The organism is Stenotrophomonas sp. KH_036_B (assembly GCF_057839485.1).
This window is the reverse complement of the sequence record NZ_CM174491.1, coordinates 1,961,133-1,977,989: the sequence shown is the minus strand read 5'-3', so window position 1 is coordinate 1,977,989 and position 16,857 is coordinate 1,961,133. Positions and strand designations below refer to the sequence as shown.

11 protein-coding genes are annotated in these 16,857 nt (G+C 68.3%); 1 reads left to right on the top strand and 10 read right to left on the bottom strand.

What is annotated here, in order from left to right; genetic code table 11:
- Positions 1-113: 113 nt before the first annotated feature.
- From lysS to AC3ITN_RS09040, 4 genes are all read right to left on the bottom strand, one after another.
- Complete coding sequence (gene lysS / locus AC3ITN_RS09055) at positions 114-1,631, bottom strand: lysine--tRNA ligase (protein WP_313342831.1); 1,518 nt, start codon at positions 1,629-1,631, stop codon at positions 114-116.
- 123 nt (positions 1,632-1,754) lie between these two features.
- Positions 1,755-2,880, bottom strand: a protein-coding gene (gene prfB / locus AC3ITN_RS09050; RefSeq protein ID WP_313342829.1) for a peptide chain release factor 2 whose coding sequence is annotated in 2 segments (ribosomal slippage) — positions 1,755-2,804 and positions 2,806-2,880 — 1,125 coding nt in all. Because the reading frame shifts where the segments join, the coding sequence is not laid out codon by codon here.
- 55 nt (positions 2,881-2,935) lie between these two features.
- Entirely contained in the window at positions 2,936-3,865 is a 930-nt protein-coding gene (locus AC3ITN_RS09045; protein WP_489392722.1) for a LytTR family DNA-binding domain-containing protein, read from the bottom strand.
- A gap of 16 nt (positions 3,866-3,881) precedes the next feature.
- Positions 3,882-6,833, bottom strand: coding sequence for a DUF2135 domain-containing protein (locus AC3ITN_RS09040; protein WP_489392721.1), 2,952 nt, complete (start codon positions 6,831-6,833; stop codon positions 3,882-3,884).
- A gap of 150 nt (positions 6,834-6,983) precedes the next feature.
- Between AC3ITN_RS09040 and AC3ITN_RS09035 the strand changes: the two genes are divergently transcribed.
- Positions 6,984-8,045 carry a DUF1176 domain-containing protein gene (locus AC3ITN_RS09035; protein ID WP_489392720.1) on the top strand — a complete coding sequence of 354 codons (1,062 nt, stop codon included), beginning with the start codon at positions 6,984-6,986 and terminating at the stop codon, positions 8,043-8,045.
- A gap of 8 nt (positions 8,046-8,053) precedes the next feature.
- Here the strand turns inward: AC3ITN_RS09035 and recJ are convergent, their stop codons facing one another.
- The 6 genes from recJ to dapB form a co-directional block, all read right to left on the bottom strand.
- On the bottom strand, positions 8,054-9,787 hold the full coding sequence (recJ, locus tag AC3ITN_RS09030; RefSeq protein ID WP_489392719.1) for a single-stranded-DNA-specific exonuclease RecJ: 1,734 nt from the start codon (positions 9,785-9,787) through the stop codon (positions 8,054-8,056).
- A gap of 182 nt (positions 9,788-9,969) precedes the next feature.
- Positions 9,970-10,890: a phosphoglycerate mutase gene (locus AC3ITN_RS09025; protein ID WP_489392718.1), complete on the bottom strand. Its 921-nt coding sequence runs from the start codon at positions 10,888-10,890 to the stop codon at positions 9,970-9,972.
- Positions 10,891-10,897: 7 nt separating this feature from the next.
- Positions 10,898-11,362: a transcription elongation factor GreA gene (gene greA / locus AC3ITN_RS09020; RefSeq protein WP_313342909.1), complete on the bottom strand. Its 465-nt coding sequence runs from the start codon at positions 11,360-11,362 to the stop codon at positions 10,898-10,900.
- A gap of 8 nt (positions 11,363-11,370) precedes the next feature.
- Complete coding sequence (gene carB / locus AC3ITN_RS09015; RefSeq protein WP_489392717.1) at positions 11,371-14,613, bottom strand: carbamoyl-phosphate synthase large subunit; 3,243 nt, start codon at positions 14,611-14,613, stop codon at positions 11,371-11,373.
- Between the two features lie 153 nt (positions 14,614-14,766).
- Positions 14,767-15,897 (bottom strand): glutamine-hydrolyzing carbamoyl-phosphate synthase small subunit, encoded by a 1,131-nt coding sequence (gene carA / locus AC3ITN_RS09010; RefSeq protein WP_313342815.1) that lies wholly within the window; start codon positions 15,895-15,897, stop codon positions 14,767-14,769.
- Positions 15,898-16,123: 226 nt separating this feature from the next.
- Positions 16,124-16,852: a 4-hydroxy-tetrahydrodipicolinate reductase gene (dapB, locus tag AC3ITN_RS09005; RefSeq protein WP_313342814.1), complete on the bottom strand. Its 729-nt coding sequence runs from the start codon at positions 16,850-16,852 to the stop codon at positions 16,124-16,126.
- Between the last annotated feature and the right edge of the window lie 5 nt (positions 16,853-16,857).

The following is a 16,857-nucleotide window of genomic DNA, read 5'->3' as shown; positions in this document are numbered from 1 at the left end:
GGCCACAACGTCCCGGGGGACGCTTCTCAAGGCCACGCGGAAACCATACCCGCCCGGCCACGGTAGCGGAACCCCACAGGACGGCCCGGATGGGGGTCATCCTGACGGAAGTCTCAGTTTTCCGGGCGCATATAGGGGAACAGCAGCACATCACGGATGGAACTGCTGCCGGTCAGAAGCATGACCAGGCGATCAATACCGATGCCGAGGCCACCGGTCGGGGCCATACCGTACTCCAGCGCACGGATGTAGTCCGCGTCGAAGTGCATGGCCTCGTCGTCGCCGCCTTCCTTGGCCGTCACCTGCGCCTGGAAGCGTGCCGCCTGGTCTTCGGGGTCGTTCAGCTCGGAGAAGCCGTTGGCCAGCTCCTTGCCGTTGATGAACAGCTCGAAGCGGTCGGTGTAGCCCGGCTGGTCGTCGTTGGCGCGGGCCAGCGGCGAGACCTCGACCGGGTGGTCGGTGATGAAGGTCGGCTGCACCAGGGTGTGCTCGACGGTGGCCTCGAAGATCTCCAGCAGCAGCTTGCCCCAGCCGTAGGACGGCTTGACCCGGATCTTCAGGCGTTCGCAATGGCGCAGCAGCGCCTCGCGATCGGTGCAGTCGGCCGCGCTGATCTCGGGGTTGTGGTGGCGGACGGCCTCGTCCATGCGCCAGCGGCGGAACGCCGGGGCCAGGTCGATGGTCGCGCCATCCCACTCCACCGTGGTGGTGCCCAGCACCTTGCTGGCCACGTCACGGATCACGCCCTCGGTCAGGTCCATCACTTCGGTGTACGTGGCGTAGGCCTCGTACAGCTCCATCATGGTGAATTCGGGGTTGTGGCGGGTGCTGACGCCTTCGTTGCGGAAGTTGCGGTTGATCTCGTACACGCGTTCCAGGCCACCCACGACCAGGCGCTTGAGGTACAGCTCCGGGGCCACGCGCAGGTACAGGTCCAGGTCCAGCGCGTTGTGGTGGGTGGTGAACGGCTTGGCCGTGGCGCCGCCGGGGATGTAATGCATCATCGGCGTTTCGACTTCCAGGAAGTCGCGGTTGTCCAGCCAGGCGCGCATGGCGCGGATGATCCGCGAGCGCTTGATGAACACCTCGCGCGACTCCGGGGTCACGATCAGGTCCACGTAGCGCTGGCGGTAGCGCTGCTCGACGTCGGCCAGGCCGTGCCACTTGTCCGGCAGCGGGCGCAGCGACTTGGTCAGCAGGCGGATGCTGGTGGCCTTGACCGACAGCTCGCCGGTCTTGGTGCGGGTCAGCCCGCCCTCGACGGCGATGATGTCGCCCACGTCCCAGCCCTTGAAGGCGGTGTAGACATCGCCCAGCGCGTTGCCTTGCAGGAACAGCTGGATGCGGCCGGACTCGTCCTGGATCTGGGCGAAGCTGGCCTTGCCCATCACCCGCTTGGCCATCAGCCGGCCGGCCATCTTCACGTGGCGGTCGGTGGCTTCCAGGGCCTCCGCGGTCCACTGTTCGGCGTCGGCAAACTCGGTCTGCAGCGCGCCGGCGAAGTGTTCGCGGCGGAAGTCGTTCGGGTAGGCGATGCCCTGCCCGCGCAGCGCGGTCAGTTTCGCGCGGCGCTCGGCGATGAGGCTGTTCTCGTCGACGGGGGGCTGCGGCGCGGGTGTCTGATCGTTCATGGCGTGGGTCTATGTCTGTGGGGAGGTGCGAACCCCGCCATCATGCCGATGGACGGGGCAGAGTGCGAAAACCCCGGCAGTGGCCGGGGCGACAGCGCCGGGCCGCGCGTGGCGGCCCGACGGTCAGGCGTCGATGCGTTTGGAGCCGACTTCCAGGCCGGACTTCAGGCTGGCCTCGACGAATTCGTCGAGATCGCCGTCCAGCACCTTCTGCGTGTCCGAGCGCTCGATGCCGGTGCGCAGATCCTTGATACGGCTCTGGTCGAGCACGTAGTTGCGGATCTGGCTGCCCCAGCCGATGTCGGACTTGGTGGCTTCCACCGCGTCGCGTTCGGCGTTGCGCTTCTGGATTTCCAGCTCGTACAGCTTGGCGGCCAGCATCTTCATCGCGTTGTCGCGGTTCTGGTGCTGGCTGCGGCCGGTCTGGCAGGCCACGACCGTATTGGTCGGAATGTGCGTGATACGCACCGCCGACTCGGTCTTGTTGACGTGCTGACCACCGGCACCGGACGAGCGGTACACGTCGGTGCGCAGGTCGGCCGGGTTGATGTCGATTTCAATGTTGTTGTCGACTTCCGGTGACACGAACACCGAGGTGAAGCTGGTGTGGCGGCGGTTGTCGGAATCGAACGGCGACTTGCGCACCAGGCGGTGCACGCCGGTTTCGGTCTTCAGCCAGCCATAGGCGTAGTCGCCTTCCACGCGCAGCGTGGCCGACTTGATGCCGGCAACATCGCCACCGGACACTTCCATCAGCTCGGTCTTCCAGCCACGCGATTCGCACCAGCGCAGGTACATGCGCAGCAGGATTTCCGCCCAGTCCTGGGCTTCGGTACCGCCGGCACCGGCCTGGATGTCGACGAACGCCGGGGCGTTGTCCATCTTGCCGGAGAACATGCGCTGGAATTCCAGCTGCTCCACGTGCTTCTGGTACTTGTCCAGGTCGGCGACCACGGCCAGGGCGGTGTCCTCGTCCTGCTCGCTTTCAGCCAGTTCCAGCAGTTCGCCCGATTCGGTCAGCCCATCGAGGATGGTGGCGATGCCGCCCACGGTCTTTTCAAGGCTGGAACGCTCGCGGCCCAGGGTCTGGGCGTATTCGGCGTTGTTCCAGATATCGGGGTTTTCCAGTTCCCGGGTTACTTCTTCCAGACGCTCTTTCTTGGCGTCGTAGTCAAAGATACCCCCTGAGCGAGAGCACGCGATCGGTCAGATCGGTGATTCGCTGGCGCACGGGATTGAGCTCGATCATATCGGCGGTTTTTAAGGCTTGGGACAAGACCGGAATTGTAGCCCAGAGTGCCCGTTCATGTAGATGCACCTGCCGGCGCACCGGCCGGGGCGGTTTCCACGCCACCCGCGCCACTGCCCTGCCCCAGCGCGGCACGCAGGCCGGGCAGCTGGCGGCGGCTGCACGGCAGCATGGTGCCGTCGGCCAGGTGAACCCGGGCCTCGCCGCTGTCCAGCGGCTCGATCGAGACCAGCACCGCCAGGTTGAGCAGGTAGCTGCGGTGGATACGCACGAACCGCGCCGGGTCCAGCCGCGCCTCCAGCGCCGCCAGGGTACTGCGCAGCGGGTAGTCATGGCCGCGCACGCGCAGGTTCATGTAGTTGCCGGCCGCTTGGGCGTACTCGACATCATCCGTGGCGACCAGGAAATCACGGCCCAGCTTGCGGACCAGGAAGCGCCCGGGCCGGTCCACCGGCTCCACCGGCGGCGCGTCCTCGGGCGCGGCCAGCAGGTGGGCCTCGCCCTGCCGACGGCGTCCGAACCAGCTGAAGAAGTGCTCGATGGCCACGAAGGTGAAGAACGCGCGGACGTCCTTCAGGTACTCGTACAGCAGGCGCGTGGGCCAGCTGGACCCATCCACGTAGTGTTCGCCGACGCCGGCATAGGCCAGGTGGCGCAGCCCCATCATGCCCACCACGTGGACCAGCGACCAGGCCACGCTGGCGAGCAGGTACGCCGGCAGCCGCCGCCGCCAGGTATCAGCGTGCAGCGGCCAGCGCTGGCAGCCCCACCACAGCACCGGCAGCGTGAACAGGATCAGCGCGACACTGCTCAGCTCCCAGACCATCGGCTCCCACAGCGCCAGCACCTCGCCGCGGCGCTGCGCATCCATCACGTCGACGAAGGCATTGGCCACCCCGCTGCCGAGCAGGATGGCACCCCACACCAGCAGGCGGGCAGCAGGTCGCCAGCGGGCGGGGGTGCGCGAGGTCGTTGATTGATCCATCTGCAGAGCTTAAGCGCTAGCGCACCTCGAACTCACCCACCAGCACGGTGTCGGCTTGATCCTTCAAGCGCATCGTGACCTGCTGGTCCTGCTGACGGCGGCTGCCCCAGTGCGTGGTCAGGCGCAGGCTCAGGGTGGTGGCGCCGGTGATCAGCTGCTCGCGGCTGCCGAAGTAGTTCGCCTCCACCTTGTATTTGCCCGGCTTGGCCGCGCGCAGCGAGAACTGTTCGGGGCCGTAGCCGCCGGTGAAGTCCTGCGACATCTGCCCGCCCTGGTAGGTCAAGCGGTTGCCGTAGTACGCACGTTCGCCGTTGGGGTCGGTCACCCACAGGTCCATGTCGCTGTTGTCGCTGTCCCAGCTGAGCACCACGCGCAGGTCGAGCGGCATGGCGCGGCGCAGGCGCGGATCGATCGCGCTGGCATCGACCCGCTCGCGGGCGACCAGGTTGGTGAGCTCGTCCAGCGCGATCAGCGAAATGCCATCGAAGCGGCTGTCCCACGGGCGCACCACGACCTCGTACAGCGACGCCACCGCCGCCGGGTACTGCCCCGCCGCTTCCAGCGCCAGGCCCAGGTCACGGAAGCTCTGCGGCTCTTCCTCGCCCATGGCCAGTACATCGCGGAACACCGGCACCGCCAGCGCCGGCGCCTTGGCCTGCATCAGCCGGTAGCCCAGCACGCGCAGCACGTGGCGGTTCTCCAGCTGCATCTCGGCCAGGTTGGAGAGCACGCGCAGTGCCAGGTCGCGCTGGCCCTTGGCCAGCAGCAGATCGGCCACGTCCAGATAGAACGCGCTGCTGTCGCTATGCTGTTCGCGCTCGGCCAGGTAGGTGGCGTACAGCTGTGCAGGACTCGCGTCGCGCAGCCGGCGTGCGTAGGCCGAATCGGGTTCCCACGCCGCCAGCGTGACCGCAATGGCACCCCGGTTGGCCGGGTCCGCGGCCCCCTTGGACCGCATGTTGCCCGCCAGCGCCTGGCGCGCTTCGGCAGCGCTTTCGCGTGCCGCGCTTGCCCGGCTGCGCAACGCCGTCGCATCGGCCGCCGCGGGTGCAGGGGGCACGATATCGTTCGGCCTTGGCTCGGGGACCTCCACCACGGGCGCCATGGGCGCCGGCGGCGCGGAAGCAACCGCCATGACCATCGGCGCCTGCTTGGCCACAGCCTGCTGCGGCGGCGCGCCCTTTGGCCACGGCGTGTTCCACCAGCGCTCGCGCTCGGCAAACTGCAGCGCGACGCGGTCCAGCCGCTGCGCGCGCGAGGTCTGTTCGTCATCGATGCGCACGGCATGCAGGCGGTCATACGCGTCGCGCAACGGCGCCGGTGCACGGATGCCGTAACGCAGGTAGTCATCCAACGTTTCCAGCACCAGCAGCGAGGTCTCCGCGTCCACCAGGCCGAAGCGCTGCGACAGCGCCCGGATGGCCTCGCGGTTGGCCTCCGGCGCGGCGGCCAGCTGCTGCCGCCACGCCGCCGCCCAGGCATGCGCGACGAGCGCGCCGCCGCTGTCGCGTGCCTGCGCCAGTGGGACCGTGACGGTTCGACGCGTCCCGTCCGCCGCCGGCAGCTGCAGCCGCAGTTGGCCATCGGCACGCTGCACGCGCCCCAGCACCCGCACCCAGCCCTGTCCGGCACCCTCGGCATCCACCGAAAGATCCGTTACGCCATCGCCCTGCACCGCGACGTCACCTGCATCTTCGCGCAGCAGCCGTGCGCCCACGGCATCGACCTCTTCCGCACCGGACAGCACCAGCAGCTGTCCCCGCCCCGCACGCGCCCATGCGCGCAGGCGCAGGCTGTCGGTGCGCGCACCTGCACCGCTCAGGGCATACAGGCGCTGGCTGTCACGCAGCGCCGGACGCTCGCGTCGGCCGTAGTTGGCCAGCCCATCGCTGACCAGCAGGTACTCGTCGATATCGGCCTGCGCGGTCCAGTCCCCCAGCGCACTGGCACCGTCGTAGGGCAGCGCCTCGATGTGCTGACGCAGCGCGCTCCAGTCGCCGTTGCGGATCGCGAAGCGGCGGGTCGGCTCGGCACGATCACGCAGTACGGTGAGCTGCACCTCGCCATTGCCGATCGCGCGGAAGTAGCGGTCCAGCACCGCAAGCTCAGCGGCCGTATTGCGCGTGCGCGCCGAACCAGACGCATCCCAGAGCAGGCCGATGCGCTGTGGCAGCACGCGAGTGCGCGGCTGCACGGACACCGGCACCTGCACCATCACGTAGTGCTCGCCCGCGAAGTCACCCCGCACCGCCTCCACGCCGCGCGCCATCGGCAGGGTCCACCCGAGCTGCGCAGGCAGCGCGCTGCCCTGCCCCGTCCATGCGGCCTGCCATGCACCGTCGCGCAGCGCCAGCGCCAGCGCCAGCGGTGCCTTGCCGGTGGCGGTCGGCACGCCGACACCTACTGCCTGCAGACGGATCTGCACGTTCTGCGCGCCGCGCGCGAACTGCAGCGGCAGCGTCCAGCGCAGGCCCTGCGCGCCCATCGGCAATGCCTCACGCACGGTCAGCGCCACCCGCCGCGTGCCGAGCGCCGGGATCGGATAGATGCGCAGACGGAACTGGTTGCCGGCGGTCTGCTCCAGCAGGCCGGGGTCGACCCGGCGCCGCTCGATGGCTTCAAAAATCTGGCGTCCCTGCGCCTTGGGCACCGGCACCGCATCGCGCAGCACGCCGTCGATGTCCAGCGCGAACCCCGCCACCTGCTGGCCCCCGGCCAACGGGAATTCCAGCGCGCCTTCCAGCACGCGGCGGTTCGGATTGCGGAACACCAGCTCGATGCGTGTCTCGCCCAGGCCGGCGGCGACACGGCTGTCGATCTGCGCCAGTTCAAGCTCCACCGGCTGCTCGGCGCCGGCCACCTTCAGCACCGGATCGGCAGTGCGCTGTGCCAGCGCCGCCGGCATGCCCACTCCCACCCCAACCCACAGCACCATCCCCACCCCGATACCGCGTAGCACGCTGCCCATGTGACGCTCCAGATCCGTTGACGAAGGGTTGAACGCACCAGCGCCGCAAACGGGGTTGCACCGGCCAGCCGCCCGTCCCGGTCATGGACAAGCACGGTCCCCGGGTTCAGGATTCCAGCCCCACGGAACGTTGTCCAACAAGGATCGCCCATGCGCCAGTGCCTCACCCTCCTGCTGCTCGCCGGCCTGCTGCCCGCAGCGGCCCATGCCGCGCCCACGGCGGCCGTCGCGCCCGGCATCGACTTCGGTCACGAGGACTGGACCGTGGCCTGCGACAACACCCGCACCTGCCGCGCAGCGGGCTACCAGCGCGACGACGGCGACAGCGAACCGGTCTCGATCCTGCTCACCCGCGAGGGCGGGCCCGGGCAGCCGGTGACCGCGACGGCGATGCTGGGCCAATACGACGAGACCACCCTGCCGCAGACGCTGCGCCTGCAGATCAACGGCACCGGGCTGGGGCCGCTCGAGTACAACGCCGGCGACGGCACCGCCGAGCTGTCGGCCAAGCAGGTCGCTGCGCTGCTGGCCGCGTTGAACCGCGACAGCCGCATCGTGCTGGTGGGCGACGATGGCCGGCAGTGGACCGTGTCCGATCGCGGCGCCTCGGCCGTGCTGCTGAAGATGGACGAAATCCAGGGCCGGCTCGGCACGCCGGGCGCGCTGGTGCGCAAGGGGACGCGCGCGGAGGCCTCGGTGCTGCCCGCCCTTCCGGTTCCGGTGATCGTGCTGGGCAGGACGGTCGCCACCCGCCCCGCCGACCTGGCCCTGGCGGACGCGCCCGCCTTGCGTGCGGCGCTGGTGGCGGCCACCCCGGCCGACGAATGCGAAGCGCTGCGTCCCGACGGAACCATGTTCGGCGACGAGGGTCCGCAGGACATCACCGTGCAGCGCCTGTCGGCCGGCAAGCTGCTGGTCTCGCAGAGCTGCTGGCGTGCCGCCTACAACACTGGCGACGGCTACTGGGTGGTCAACGACCGCGCGCCGTACGCACCGACCCTGGTGACCGCGTCGGCCGTGGACGATGACCTGCGCACGATCCAGGAAGCGCACAAGGGGCGCGGCCTCGGCGACTGCTGGCACACGACCAGCTGGGGCTGGACCGGCACCACGTTCGTCAAGACGGCGGAAGCGGGCTCGGGTCTGTGCCGCCTGGTCGCCGCCGGCGGCGCGTGGGACATGCCGACGCTGGTGACCAAAGTGCAGCCGTAGGCCTGGCGCTACGCGTCGGCGCAATGCTCGACGATCAGCTGGATCGCGCCGCCGCCACGGTAATCGTCACTGACCAGCCGATATGCGATGTGCACCTGGTTGGCCGGGGCATTGCCCCGCCAACCGCTGAAATGAATCGCGCTGATCGGCTCCGCGCGACCGGGCACGCGCAGGCTCAGCTTGAGGTGCTTCTCCTTCAGCACCTGCCAGCGCGCCACCTGGAAATGCCCGTCGAACAGTGGCTCCGGGAAGCCCTGCCCCCACGGACCGGCCAACCGCAGCGCTTCGGCGTGGCGAAAATCAAGCTCATCGGGGGCCAGCTCACCATCGCTGAGCAGCATCTGCTGCAACGCGGCCGGGTCCATGCTGGCATCGACCACCGCGACGAAGGCCTGCTGGAACTCGGCGAAACGCGCCTGTGGCAGGCTCAATCCGGCGGCCATGGCGTGGCCGCCGAACTTGTCGATCAATCCGGGATGCGACGCGTTGACCAGCGCCAGCGCGTCACGGATGTGGAAGCCGGCAATCGACCGCGCCGACCCGCGCAGCGAATCGCTGCCCGGCTCGGACGGTGCGAACGCGATGACCGGACGATGCAGGCGATCCTTCATCTTCGATGCAACCAGCCCCACCACGCCCGGGTGCCACTCCGCGTCGAACAAGCAGGCCGCCACCGGGCGCTCGCCCTCGGCAAGCAGCAACGCGCGCGACACGGCCAGTTCGGCGTCGTCGGTCATCAGCTGCTGTACCGCGCGGCGCTCGGCATTGATCTGCTCCAGCGTCTGCGCCATCTCGCGGGCCTGGTTGCGGTCTTCGGTCAGCAGCAGCTCGATGCCCAGCGCCATGTCTTCCAGGCGGCCGGCGGCATTGAGGCGTGGGCCAAGTGCGAAGCCGATGTCGGTGGCACTCAGCCGTGCCGGGTCGCGCCCGCTCGCCTCGATCAGCGCCTGCAGGCCCACGCAGCCCTGCCCCGCACGCAGTCGGCGCAGGCCGGCCGAGACCAGGGCGCGGTTGTTGGCATCCAGTGCCACCAGGTCGGCCACCGTACCGACCGCCACCAGGTCCAGCAGCGTCAACAGATCCGGCTCGGCCGTGGCGGCGAACGCGCCCTGCACCCGCAGGTGGCGGCGCAGCGCCATGAGCACGTAGAAGATGACGCCCACGCCGGCCAGCGCCTTGCTGGGGAAGGCATCGCCATTGATGTTCGGGTCGACGATCACGTCGGCGCCCGGCAGCTGTTCGCCCGGCAGATGGTGATCGGTGACCAGCACCTTCCAGCCCAGCGCCTTGGCCGCCGCCACGCCGGCATGGCAGGCGATGCCATGGTCGACCGTGACCAGCAGGCCGGGGTGCAGCGGGGCCAGTTCGGCCACCAGCGACGGTGACAGGCCGTAGCCGTGCAGCATGCGGTTGGGCACCGCATGCACCACGTCGCGTGCGCCCAGCATGCGCAGGCCGCGCACGCCCACGGCGCAGGCCGTGGCGCCATCGCAATCGAAATCGCCCACCACCAGGATCCGTTCGTCGGCCGCGATGGCCGCCGCCAGCAGGTCAACAGCCGCCTGCATGCTGCCCATCAGTTCCGGCGCATGCAGCTGGGCCAGCTTGGGCTGCGCCTGCGCCGCATCGCTGACCCCGCGCGCCGCGTACAACCGCTGCAGCAGCGGCAGCATGTCGCTCGGCCATTGGCCAAGCTCAGCAACGGGACGGCGTCGGATCTGGAGCGAATCAGGAGAAGTCAACGCGGGCTCGATAAACAGCGCGAACGCCGATGTCCGCCATGATACCCGCGGCAGATCGATATGGCAGACCCGGCCACCGTAGAGCCACGCCCTGCGTGGCTGCGCGGTGTCGGATGGTTACGCGGTGTCGGGACGCAGAGCAGCCACGCAGGGCGTGGCTCTACGTGCTATCGACCTGACGGTCAGACGTCGTGAAGCTGCACCGGCTTCTTCCAGAACCGCCAGCGTTGGGCCTTGTCCAGCTCGAACCGCGCGCCGTCCTCGAAATCCAGTACCAGCCGGCGCAGTTCGCCGCGCTGCAGGGCCGACAACAGCGGCCGGATCGCATCGTTGCCCAGCTGGTCGAGCGAGCGCAGCTGGCGCAGGTCCACCAGCGCGTCCACCTGCTGGTCGCCGTCGGCATGCACGCCGGCGGCCTTGGCCAATGCCTGGAGCAGCGCATCGCGACTGCGTACCTGCGCATGCGCGGTCTGTACGCGCGCCGGCAATTCCCCGCCGCCCCAGAACCACAGCGAATTGATCGCGCGCTTGCCGGCGGTGACCCGTTCCTGGTTCCACGGGTGCTGGTGCAGCACCACCTGCGCCTCGGTCAACAAGGCGCGCCAGCGTCGGCCGGCATCGCCTTGCGGCAGGTGCTCGAACAGATCGTCGCCCAGCACATCGTCCGGTGCGGCGAATGCCGGCAGCGTGGTGCCCGGCGGCAGGCGCAGGTACCAGCGCGACGGCGTCGGCGCATCCAGGGAAAAGCCGTAGCCGGCAAACAGCGGCTGCAGCGCCGGCAGCAACGCAGCCACATCGTCGTCATCGGGCCGCAGCGTGTCGCCATGGCCCATCATGCGCGCGCCGTGCATGTCCGGCACCACGTTGGCCGGATCCGCACGCAGCCACACGCCATCCACCGCATCACCCACGTCGAGCTGGCGGGTAAGCGCGGCTACCGGCCACTGCGCCGGCTGCAGCTGGAAATGCCGCTGCAGCTGGGCACGCTCACCGGCATCCACACGACTGCGCTCGGCCTGGCCGAGCGCTTTCGCCACATCTTCCGGCAACGCCGCCGCCGGGAAGCGGTTGCGCGCCGGCAGCAACAGGGTTGCCGTGGCCATGGTCAGGTCAGTCCAGGTACTGGACGCTGACGATTTCGTACTCGCGCTGCCCGGCCGGGGCGTCGATCACGATGCTGTCGCCCTCGTTCTTGCCAATCATCGCGCGCGCGACCGGCGAAGAAATCGCGACCAGGCCGAGTTTGATGTCGGCTTCCAGGTCACCCACGATCTGGTAGCGCTTCTCTTCATCGCTTTCCACATCGGCCAGTTCGACGGTGGCGCCGAACACGACCTTGCTGCCCGCGTTGAGCTTGGTGATGTCGATGATCTCGGCATGCGAGAGCTCGCCTTCCAGCTGCTTGATGCGGCCTTCGATGAAGCCCTGCTCCTCGCGCGCGGCGTGGTACTCGGCGTTCTCCTTGAGATCGCCGTGCTCACGCGCCTCGGCGATCGCCGCGATGACCTTGGGGCGCTTGACCGACTTGAGGTGGTCAAGCTCTTCGCGCAGACGCTGCGCGCCCTTCAGGGTGATCGGTGCTCTCATGCGTTCAACTCCTTGTGCAGTTCCTGCAGCGACCAGACCGGGCCGGTACCGCGGAATTCAAGCGATTGCACCAGCGCCTTGGCGCCGGCAATGGTGGTCGAATAGGTGACGCGGTGCTGCAGCGCCTCGCGACGGATCGAGAACGAGTCGTTGATCGCCGCGCGACCTTCGGTCGTGTTGACGATATACACGATTTCGCCGTTCTTGATCGAGTCCACGATGTGCGGACGGCCTTCGACCACCTTGTTGACGATCTCGCAGTCCATGCCGTGCTGCTGCAGCCATGCACCGGTGCCACGGGTAGCCACCAGCGTATAGCCACGCTCCAGCAGGAGCTTGGCCACCGGCAGCACGCGCTGCTTGTCCGGGTCACGCACCGACACGAAGGCCTTGCCCAGCGGCGGCGCCTTGATGCCACCGGCTTCCTGCGCACGCGCGAACGCGGCGCTGAAGCTGCGGCCCACGCCCATCACCTCACCGGTGGAGCGCATCTCCGGCCCGAGGATCGGGTCCACGCCCTGGAACTTGGCGAACGGGAAGATCGCTTCCTTGACCGAGAAGTACTCCGGCACGATTTCCTTGAGGGCGCCCTGCTCGGCCAGCGTCTTGCCGGCCATGCAGCGCGCGGCGATCTTGGCCAGCGCCATGCCGGTCGCCTTGGACACGAACGGCACGGTGCGCGAGGCACGCGGGTTCACTTCCAGCAGGTACACGATGTCCTCGCCGTTCTCGCCGGCCTGGATCGCGAACTGGGTGTTCATCAGGCCGACCACGTTCAGGGCCTTGGCCAGCTCCACCACCTGGCGGCGCAGCTCGGCCTGGGTCTCGGCCGACAGCGAGTACGGCGGCAGCGAGCAGGACGAATCGCCCGAATGCACGCCGGCCTCTTCGATGTGTTCCATCACGCCGCCGATCAGCACGTTGCCGTCCTTGTCGGCAATGATGTCCACGTCCACTTCCACCGCATTGTCCAGGAAGCGGTCCAGCAGCACCGGCGAATCGTTGGAGACCTTGACCGCATCGCGCACGTAGCGCGCCAGGTCGGATTCGCCGTAGACGATTTCCATCGCGCGGCCGCCCAGCACGTAGCTCGGGCGCACCACCAGCGGGTAGCCGATCTCGCGGGCCAGCAGCAGCGCTTCCTGGTCGTTGCGGGCAATGCGGTTCGGCGGCTGCTTCAGGCCCAGCTTGTCCACCAGCTGCTGGAAGCGCTCACGGTCTTCGGCCAGGTCGATGGAGTCCGGCGAGGTGCCGATCACCGGCACGCCGTTGGCTTCCAGCGCGCGCGCCAGCTTCAGCGGCGTCTGGCCACCGTACTGCACGATCACGCCCTTCGGCTGTTCCAGCTCGACGATTTCCAGCACGTCTTCCAGCGTCAGCGGCTCGAAGTACAGGCGGTCGGAGGTGTCGTAGTCGGTGGAGACGGTTTCCGGGTTGCAGTTGACCATGATGGTCTCGAACCCGTCTTCGCGCAGCGCCAGTGCGGCGTGCACGCAGCAGTAGTCGAACTCGATGCCCTGGCCGATGCGGTTCGGACCGCCGCCCAGGATCATGATCTTGTCGCGGTTGCTCGGCGCCGCTTCGCACTCGTCCTCGTAGGTCGAATACAGATAGGCGGTGCTGGTGGAGAACTCGGCCGCGCAGGAGTCGACGCGCTTGTACACCGGGCGCACCTTGTGGGCACGACGCAGCGCGCGCACGGCGGCTTCGTTGGTACCGGTCAGTTCGGCCAGGCGTGCATCGGAGAAACCGGCGCGCTTGAGCTTGCGCAGGCGCGCGGCGTCCAGCGCATCGATGCCGTCGGCTGCGACCTGGGTTTCGGCCTGGATGATCTCTTCGATCTGGTCCAGGAACCACGGGTCGATGTGCGAGAGCGCGAACACTTCTTCAACGCTGAAGCCGGCACGGAACGCATCGCCCACGAAGAACAGGCGCTCCGGGCCCGGGGCCTTGAGCTCGCGCTTCATCGTGGTGATGTCGTCTTCGTTGGACAGGTCCAGGCCGGTCGGGTCGAGGCCGACCTTGCCGGTCTCCAGGCCACGCAGCGCCTTCTGCAGCGACTCCTGGAAGGTGCGGCCCATGGCCATCACTTCACCCACCGACTTCATCTGGGTGGTCAGGCGCGCGTCGGCCGCCGGGAACTTTTCGAAGGCGAAGCGCGGGATCTTGGTGACGACGTAATCGATCGACGGCTCGAACGAGGCCGGGGTCAGGCCACCGGTGATTTCGTTCTTCAATTCGTCCAGGGTGTAGCCGACCGCCAGCTTGGCGGCGACCTTGGCGATCGGGAAGCCGGTAGCCTTGGAGGCCAGCGCGGACGAGCGCGACACGCGCGGGTTCATTTCGATCACAACCACGCGGCCGGTGGTCGGGCTGATGCCGAACTGCACGTTCGAACCGCCGGTATCCACGCCGATCTTGCGCAGCACGGCGATGGAGGCATCGCGCAGGCGCTGGTATTCCTTGTCGGTCAGGGTCTGGGCCGGGGCCACGGTGATCGAGTCACCGGTGTGCACGCCCATCGGGTCCAGGTTCTCGATGGAGCAGACGATGATGCAGTTGTCCGCGGTGTCGCGCACCACCTCCATCTCGAACTCCTTCCAGCCCAGCACCGACTCTTCCACCAGCACTTCGGTGGTCGGCGACAGTTCCAGGCCGCGGGTCACGATATCGATCAGCTCTTCGCGGTTGTAGGCGATGCCACCGCCACTGCCGCCCAGGGTGAAGCTGGGGCGGATGATGGTCGGGTAGCCGACGCGGGTCTGGATGTCGATCGCTTCTTCCAGCGTGTGCGCCACCGCGGCGGACGGGCACTCCAGGCCGATCTCACCCATGGCCACGCGGAACAGCTCGCGGTCTTCGGCCATGCGGATCGCATCGCGCTTGGCGCCGATCAGTTCGACGTTGTACTTCTCCAGCACGCCGTTGTCGGCCAGGTCCAGCGCGCAGTTCAGCGCGGTCTGGCCGCCCATGGTCGGCAGCAGGGCGTCGGGCTTTTCCTTGGCGATGATCTTCTCGACCGTCTGCCAGTTGATCGGCTCGATGTAGACGGCGTCGGCCATCTCCGGGTCGGTCATGATGGTGGCCGGATTGCTGTTGACCAGCACCACGCGGTACCCCTCGTCACGCAGGGCCTTGCAGGCCTGGGCGCCGGAGTAGTCGAACTCGCAGGCCTGGCCGATGACGATCGGGCCGGCACCGATGATGAGGATGGTTTTAAGGTCAGTGCGCTTGGGCATTGTCTTCTCTAAGTCAGTACAGCGTGTCGGGGGTGATCGCACGCTGTCGATCAGGAAACTTCCGGAGCTGCTGCGCCGCGCCGATGGCAGCGGCCCTGCAGGGTGTCGCGATCCGTCGCGCGGTGCCGCCGGCCAGGCCGTCGGCGTGGCGCATCAGGCCTTGGCCTGCGCCATCAGGGCAATGAAACGGTCGAACAGCGGGGCCACGTCGTGCGGGCCCGGGGACGCTTCCGGGTGGCCCTGGAAGGAGAACGCCGGCACGTCGGTGCGGGCGATGCCCTGGTTGGTGCCGTCGAACAGCGACCGGTGGGTCACGCGCAGGGTGGCCGGCAGCGTGGCTTCATCCACCGCGAAGCCGTGATTCTGCGAGGTGATCATCACGCGGCCGTCGTCCAGGTCCTGCACCGGGTGGTTGGCACCGTGGTGGCCATGACCCATCTTCACGGTCTTGGCGCCGGAGGCCAGCGCCAGCAGCTGATGGCCCAGGCAGATGCCGAACACCGGCACCTTCTTGTCCAGGAACACCTTGATCGCCTCGATGGCGTAGTCGCACGGTTCCGGATCGCCCGGGCCGTTGGACAGGAACACGCCGTCCGGGTTCATCGCCAGCACGTCGGCGGCCGGGGTCTGGGCCGGGACCACGGTGATGTCGCAGCCGCGTTCGGCCAGCATGCGCAGGATGTTGAGCTTGGCGCCGAAGTCATAGGCCACCACCTTGTACTGGGGGGCGGCGCTGGCGAACGTATTGGAATCCAGGTCGAGCTGGCCCTCGTTCCAGCTGTAGGCCTTGTCGGTGCTGGTCACCTTGGCCAGGTCCATGCCCTTCAGGCCCGGGAACTTGCGGGCGGCTTCCAGTGCGATGTCCACGTTGATGTCATCGCCCGCCATCAGCGCGCCGTTCTGGGCGCCGCGCTCGCGCAGGATGCGGGTCAGCTTGCGGGTGTCGATGCCGGAGATGGCGACCACGCCACGCTGCAGCAGCCAGTCCTGCAGCGAGACCTGGCTGCGCCAGTTGCTGGGACGGCGCGGTACATCGCGCACGATCAGGCCGGCCGACCACACTTTGTGGGCCTCGTCATCCTGGTCGGTCATGCCGGTGTTGCCGATATGCGGGTAGGTCAGCGTGACCATCTGCCGGGCGTAGGAGGGATCAGTCAGCACTTCCTGGTAACCGGTCATGGCGGTGTTGAACACCACCTCACCGACGGACAGGCCGGGCGCGCCTACGGATTCGCCCTCGAATACGGTGCCGTCTTCGAGGACGAGGATTGCGGCTTGGGTCACGGGAATCTCACTTTGGCTACCGAGGGGTCACCGAAGTCACGCCACGCTTCACGGAAAAGCGGTTGCAAAAAAGCGCGGACTGCGGTGCGGGACCGGTCCGGCTGTCGTGATTCGGCGAGCGGGAATTGTAAAGGCAAGCACCCTCCGACGCCAGCGTTTGCATGCAATCGCCAGCGTACGGCTGCGTCCGGCCACCCTGGGGTTCAGGCGTGGCCGGCATGCCTGTTCAGGTTGGACTGGCTGCCACCAGATCCCGCACACGGTAGCTGCCGGGCGCGCGCCCGTTCAGCTGGAGGGCGGCAAACAGCGCGCCCCGGGCGAAGATGTCGCGGTTGGTGGCGCGGTGGACCAGCTCGATGCGCTCGCCCAGTCCCGTGAACTGGACCAGATGCTCGCCGACGATGTCGCCGGCGCGCAGGCTGGCGTAATGCGGCGCGGCGCCGCCCTTCTGGGCGGCGGCACCCAGCGTGAGCGCGGTGCCGGACGGGGCGTCCTGCTTGTGCACATGGTGCGATTCGACGATGTCGCAATCCCAGCCGGCCAGGGCGGCGGCGGCGCGTTCGACCAGCTCGTCGAGCACGGCCACGCCCAGGCTGAAGTTGGAGGCCCACACCAGCGGAATGCGCGCGGCGGCCTGGATCAGGGCCTGGCGCTGGGTCTCGGTGATACCGGTAGTGCCCGAGACCAGCCCTGCCCCGCGCTCGACGCACAGGGCCAGGACGGGATCAAAGCCCTCCGGCAGGCTGAAGTCGATGGCGACATCGAACTGCGGCGCACCGTGCAGCTCGCTGGCGGCGAAGTGCGGCACGCCCTCGACCACCCGCTGGGCGGGCGAGCGGCGGGTAACGGCGGCAACGACCTGCAGGTCGTCGCGCTCGGCAGCCAGGCGCAGCAGGGCCTGGCCCATGCGACCGGACGCGCCGTGGATGAGCAAACGAAGGGGGGGAGTAGTCATGTCCG

Bases quoted from the DNA above. Each gene is read 5' to 3' on its own strand.
- lysS (WP_313342831.1), bottom strand. From the start codon at position 1,631: ATGAACGATCAGACACCCGCGCCGCAGCCCCCCGTCGACGAGAACAGC.
- AC3ITN_RS09045 (WP_489392722.1), bottom strand. From the start codon at position 3,865: ATGGATCAATCAACGACCTCGCGCACCCCCGCCCGCTGGCGACCTGCT.
- AC3ITN_RS09040 (WP_489392721.1), bottom strand. From the start codon at position 6,833: ATGGGCAGCGTGCTACGCGGTATCGGGGTGGGGATGGTGCTGTGGGTT.
- AC3ITN_RS09035 (WP_489392720.1), top strand. From the start codon at position 6,984: ATGCGCCAGTGCCTCACCCTCCTGCTGCTCGCCGGCCTGCTGCCCGCA.
- AC3ITN_RS09025 (WP_489392718.1), bottom strand. From the start codon at position 10,890: ATGGCCACGGCAACCCTGTTGCTGCCGGCGCGCAACCGCTTCCCGGCG.
- carB (WP_489392717.1), bottom strand. From the start codon at position 14,613: ATGCCCAAGCGCACTGACCTTAAAACCATCCTCATCATCGGTGCCGGC.
- dapB (WP_313342814.1), bottom strand. From the start codon at position 16,852: ATGACTACTCCCCCCCTTCGTTTGCTCATCCACGGCGCGTCCGGTCGC.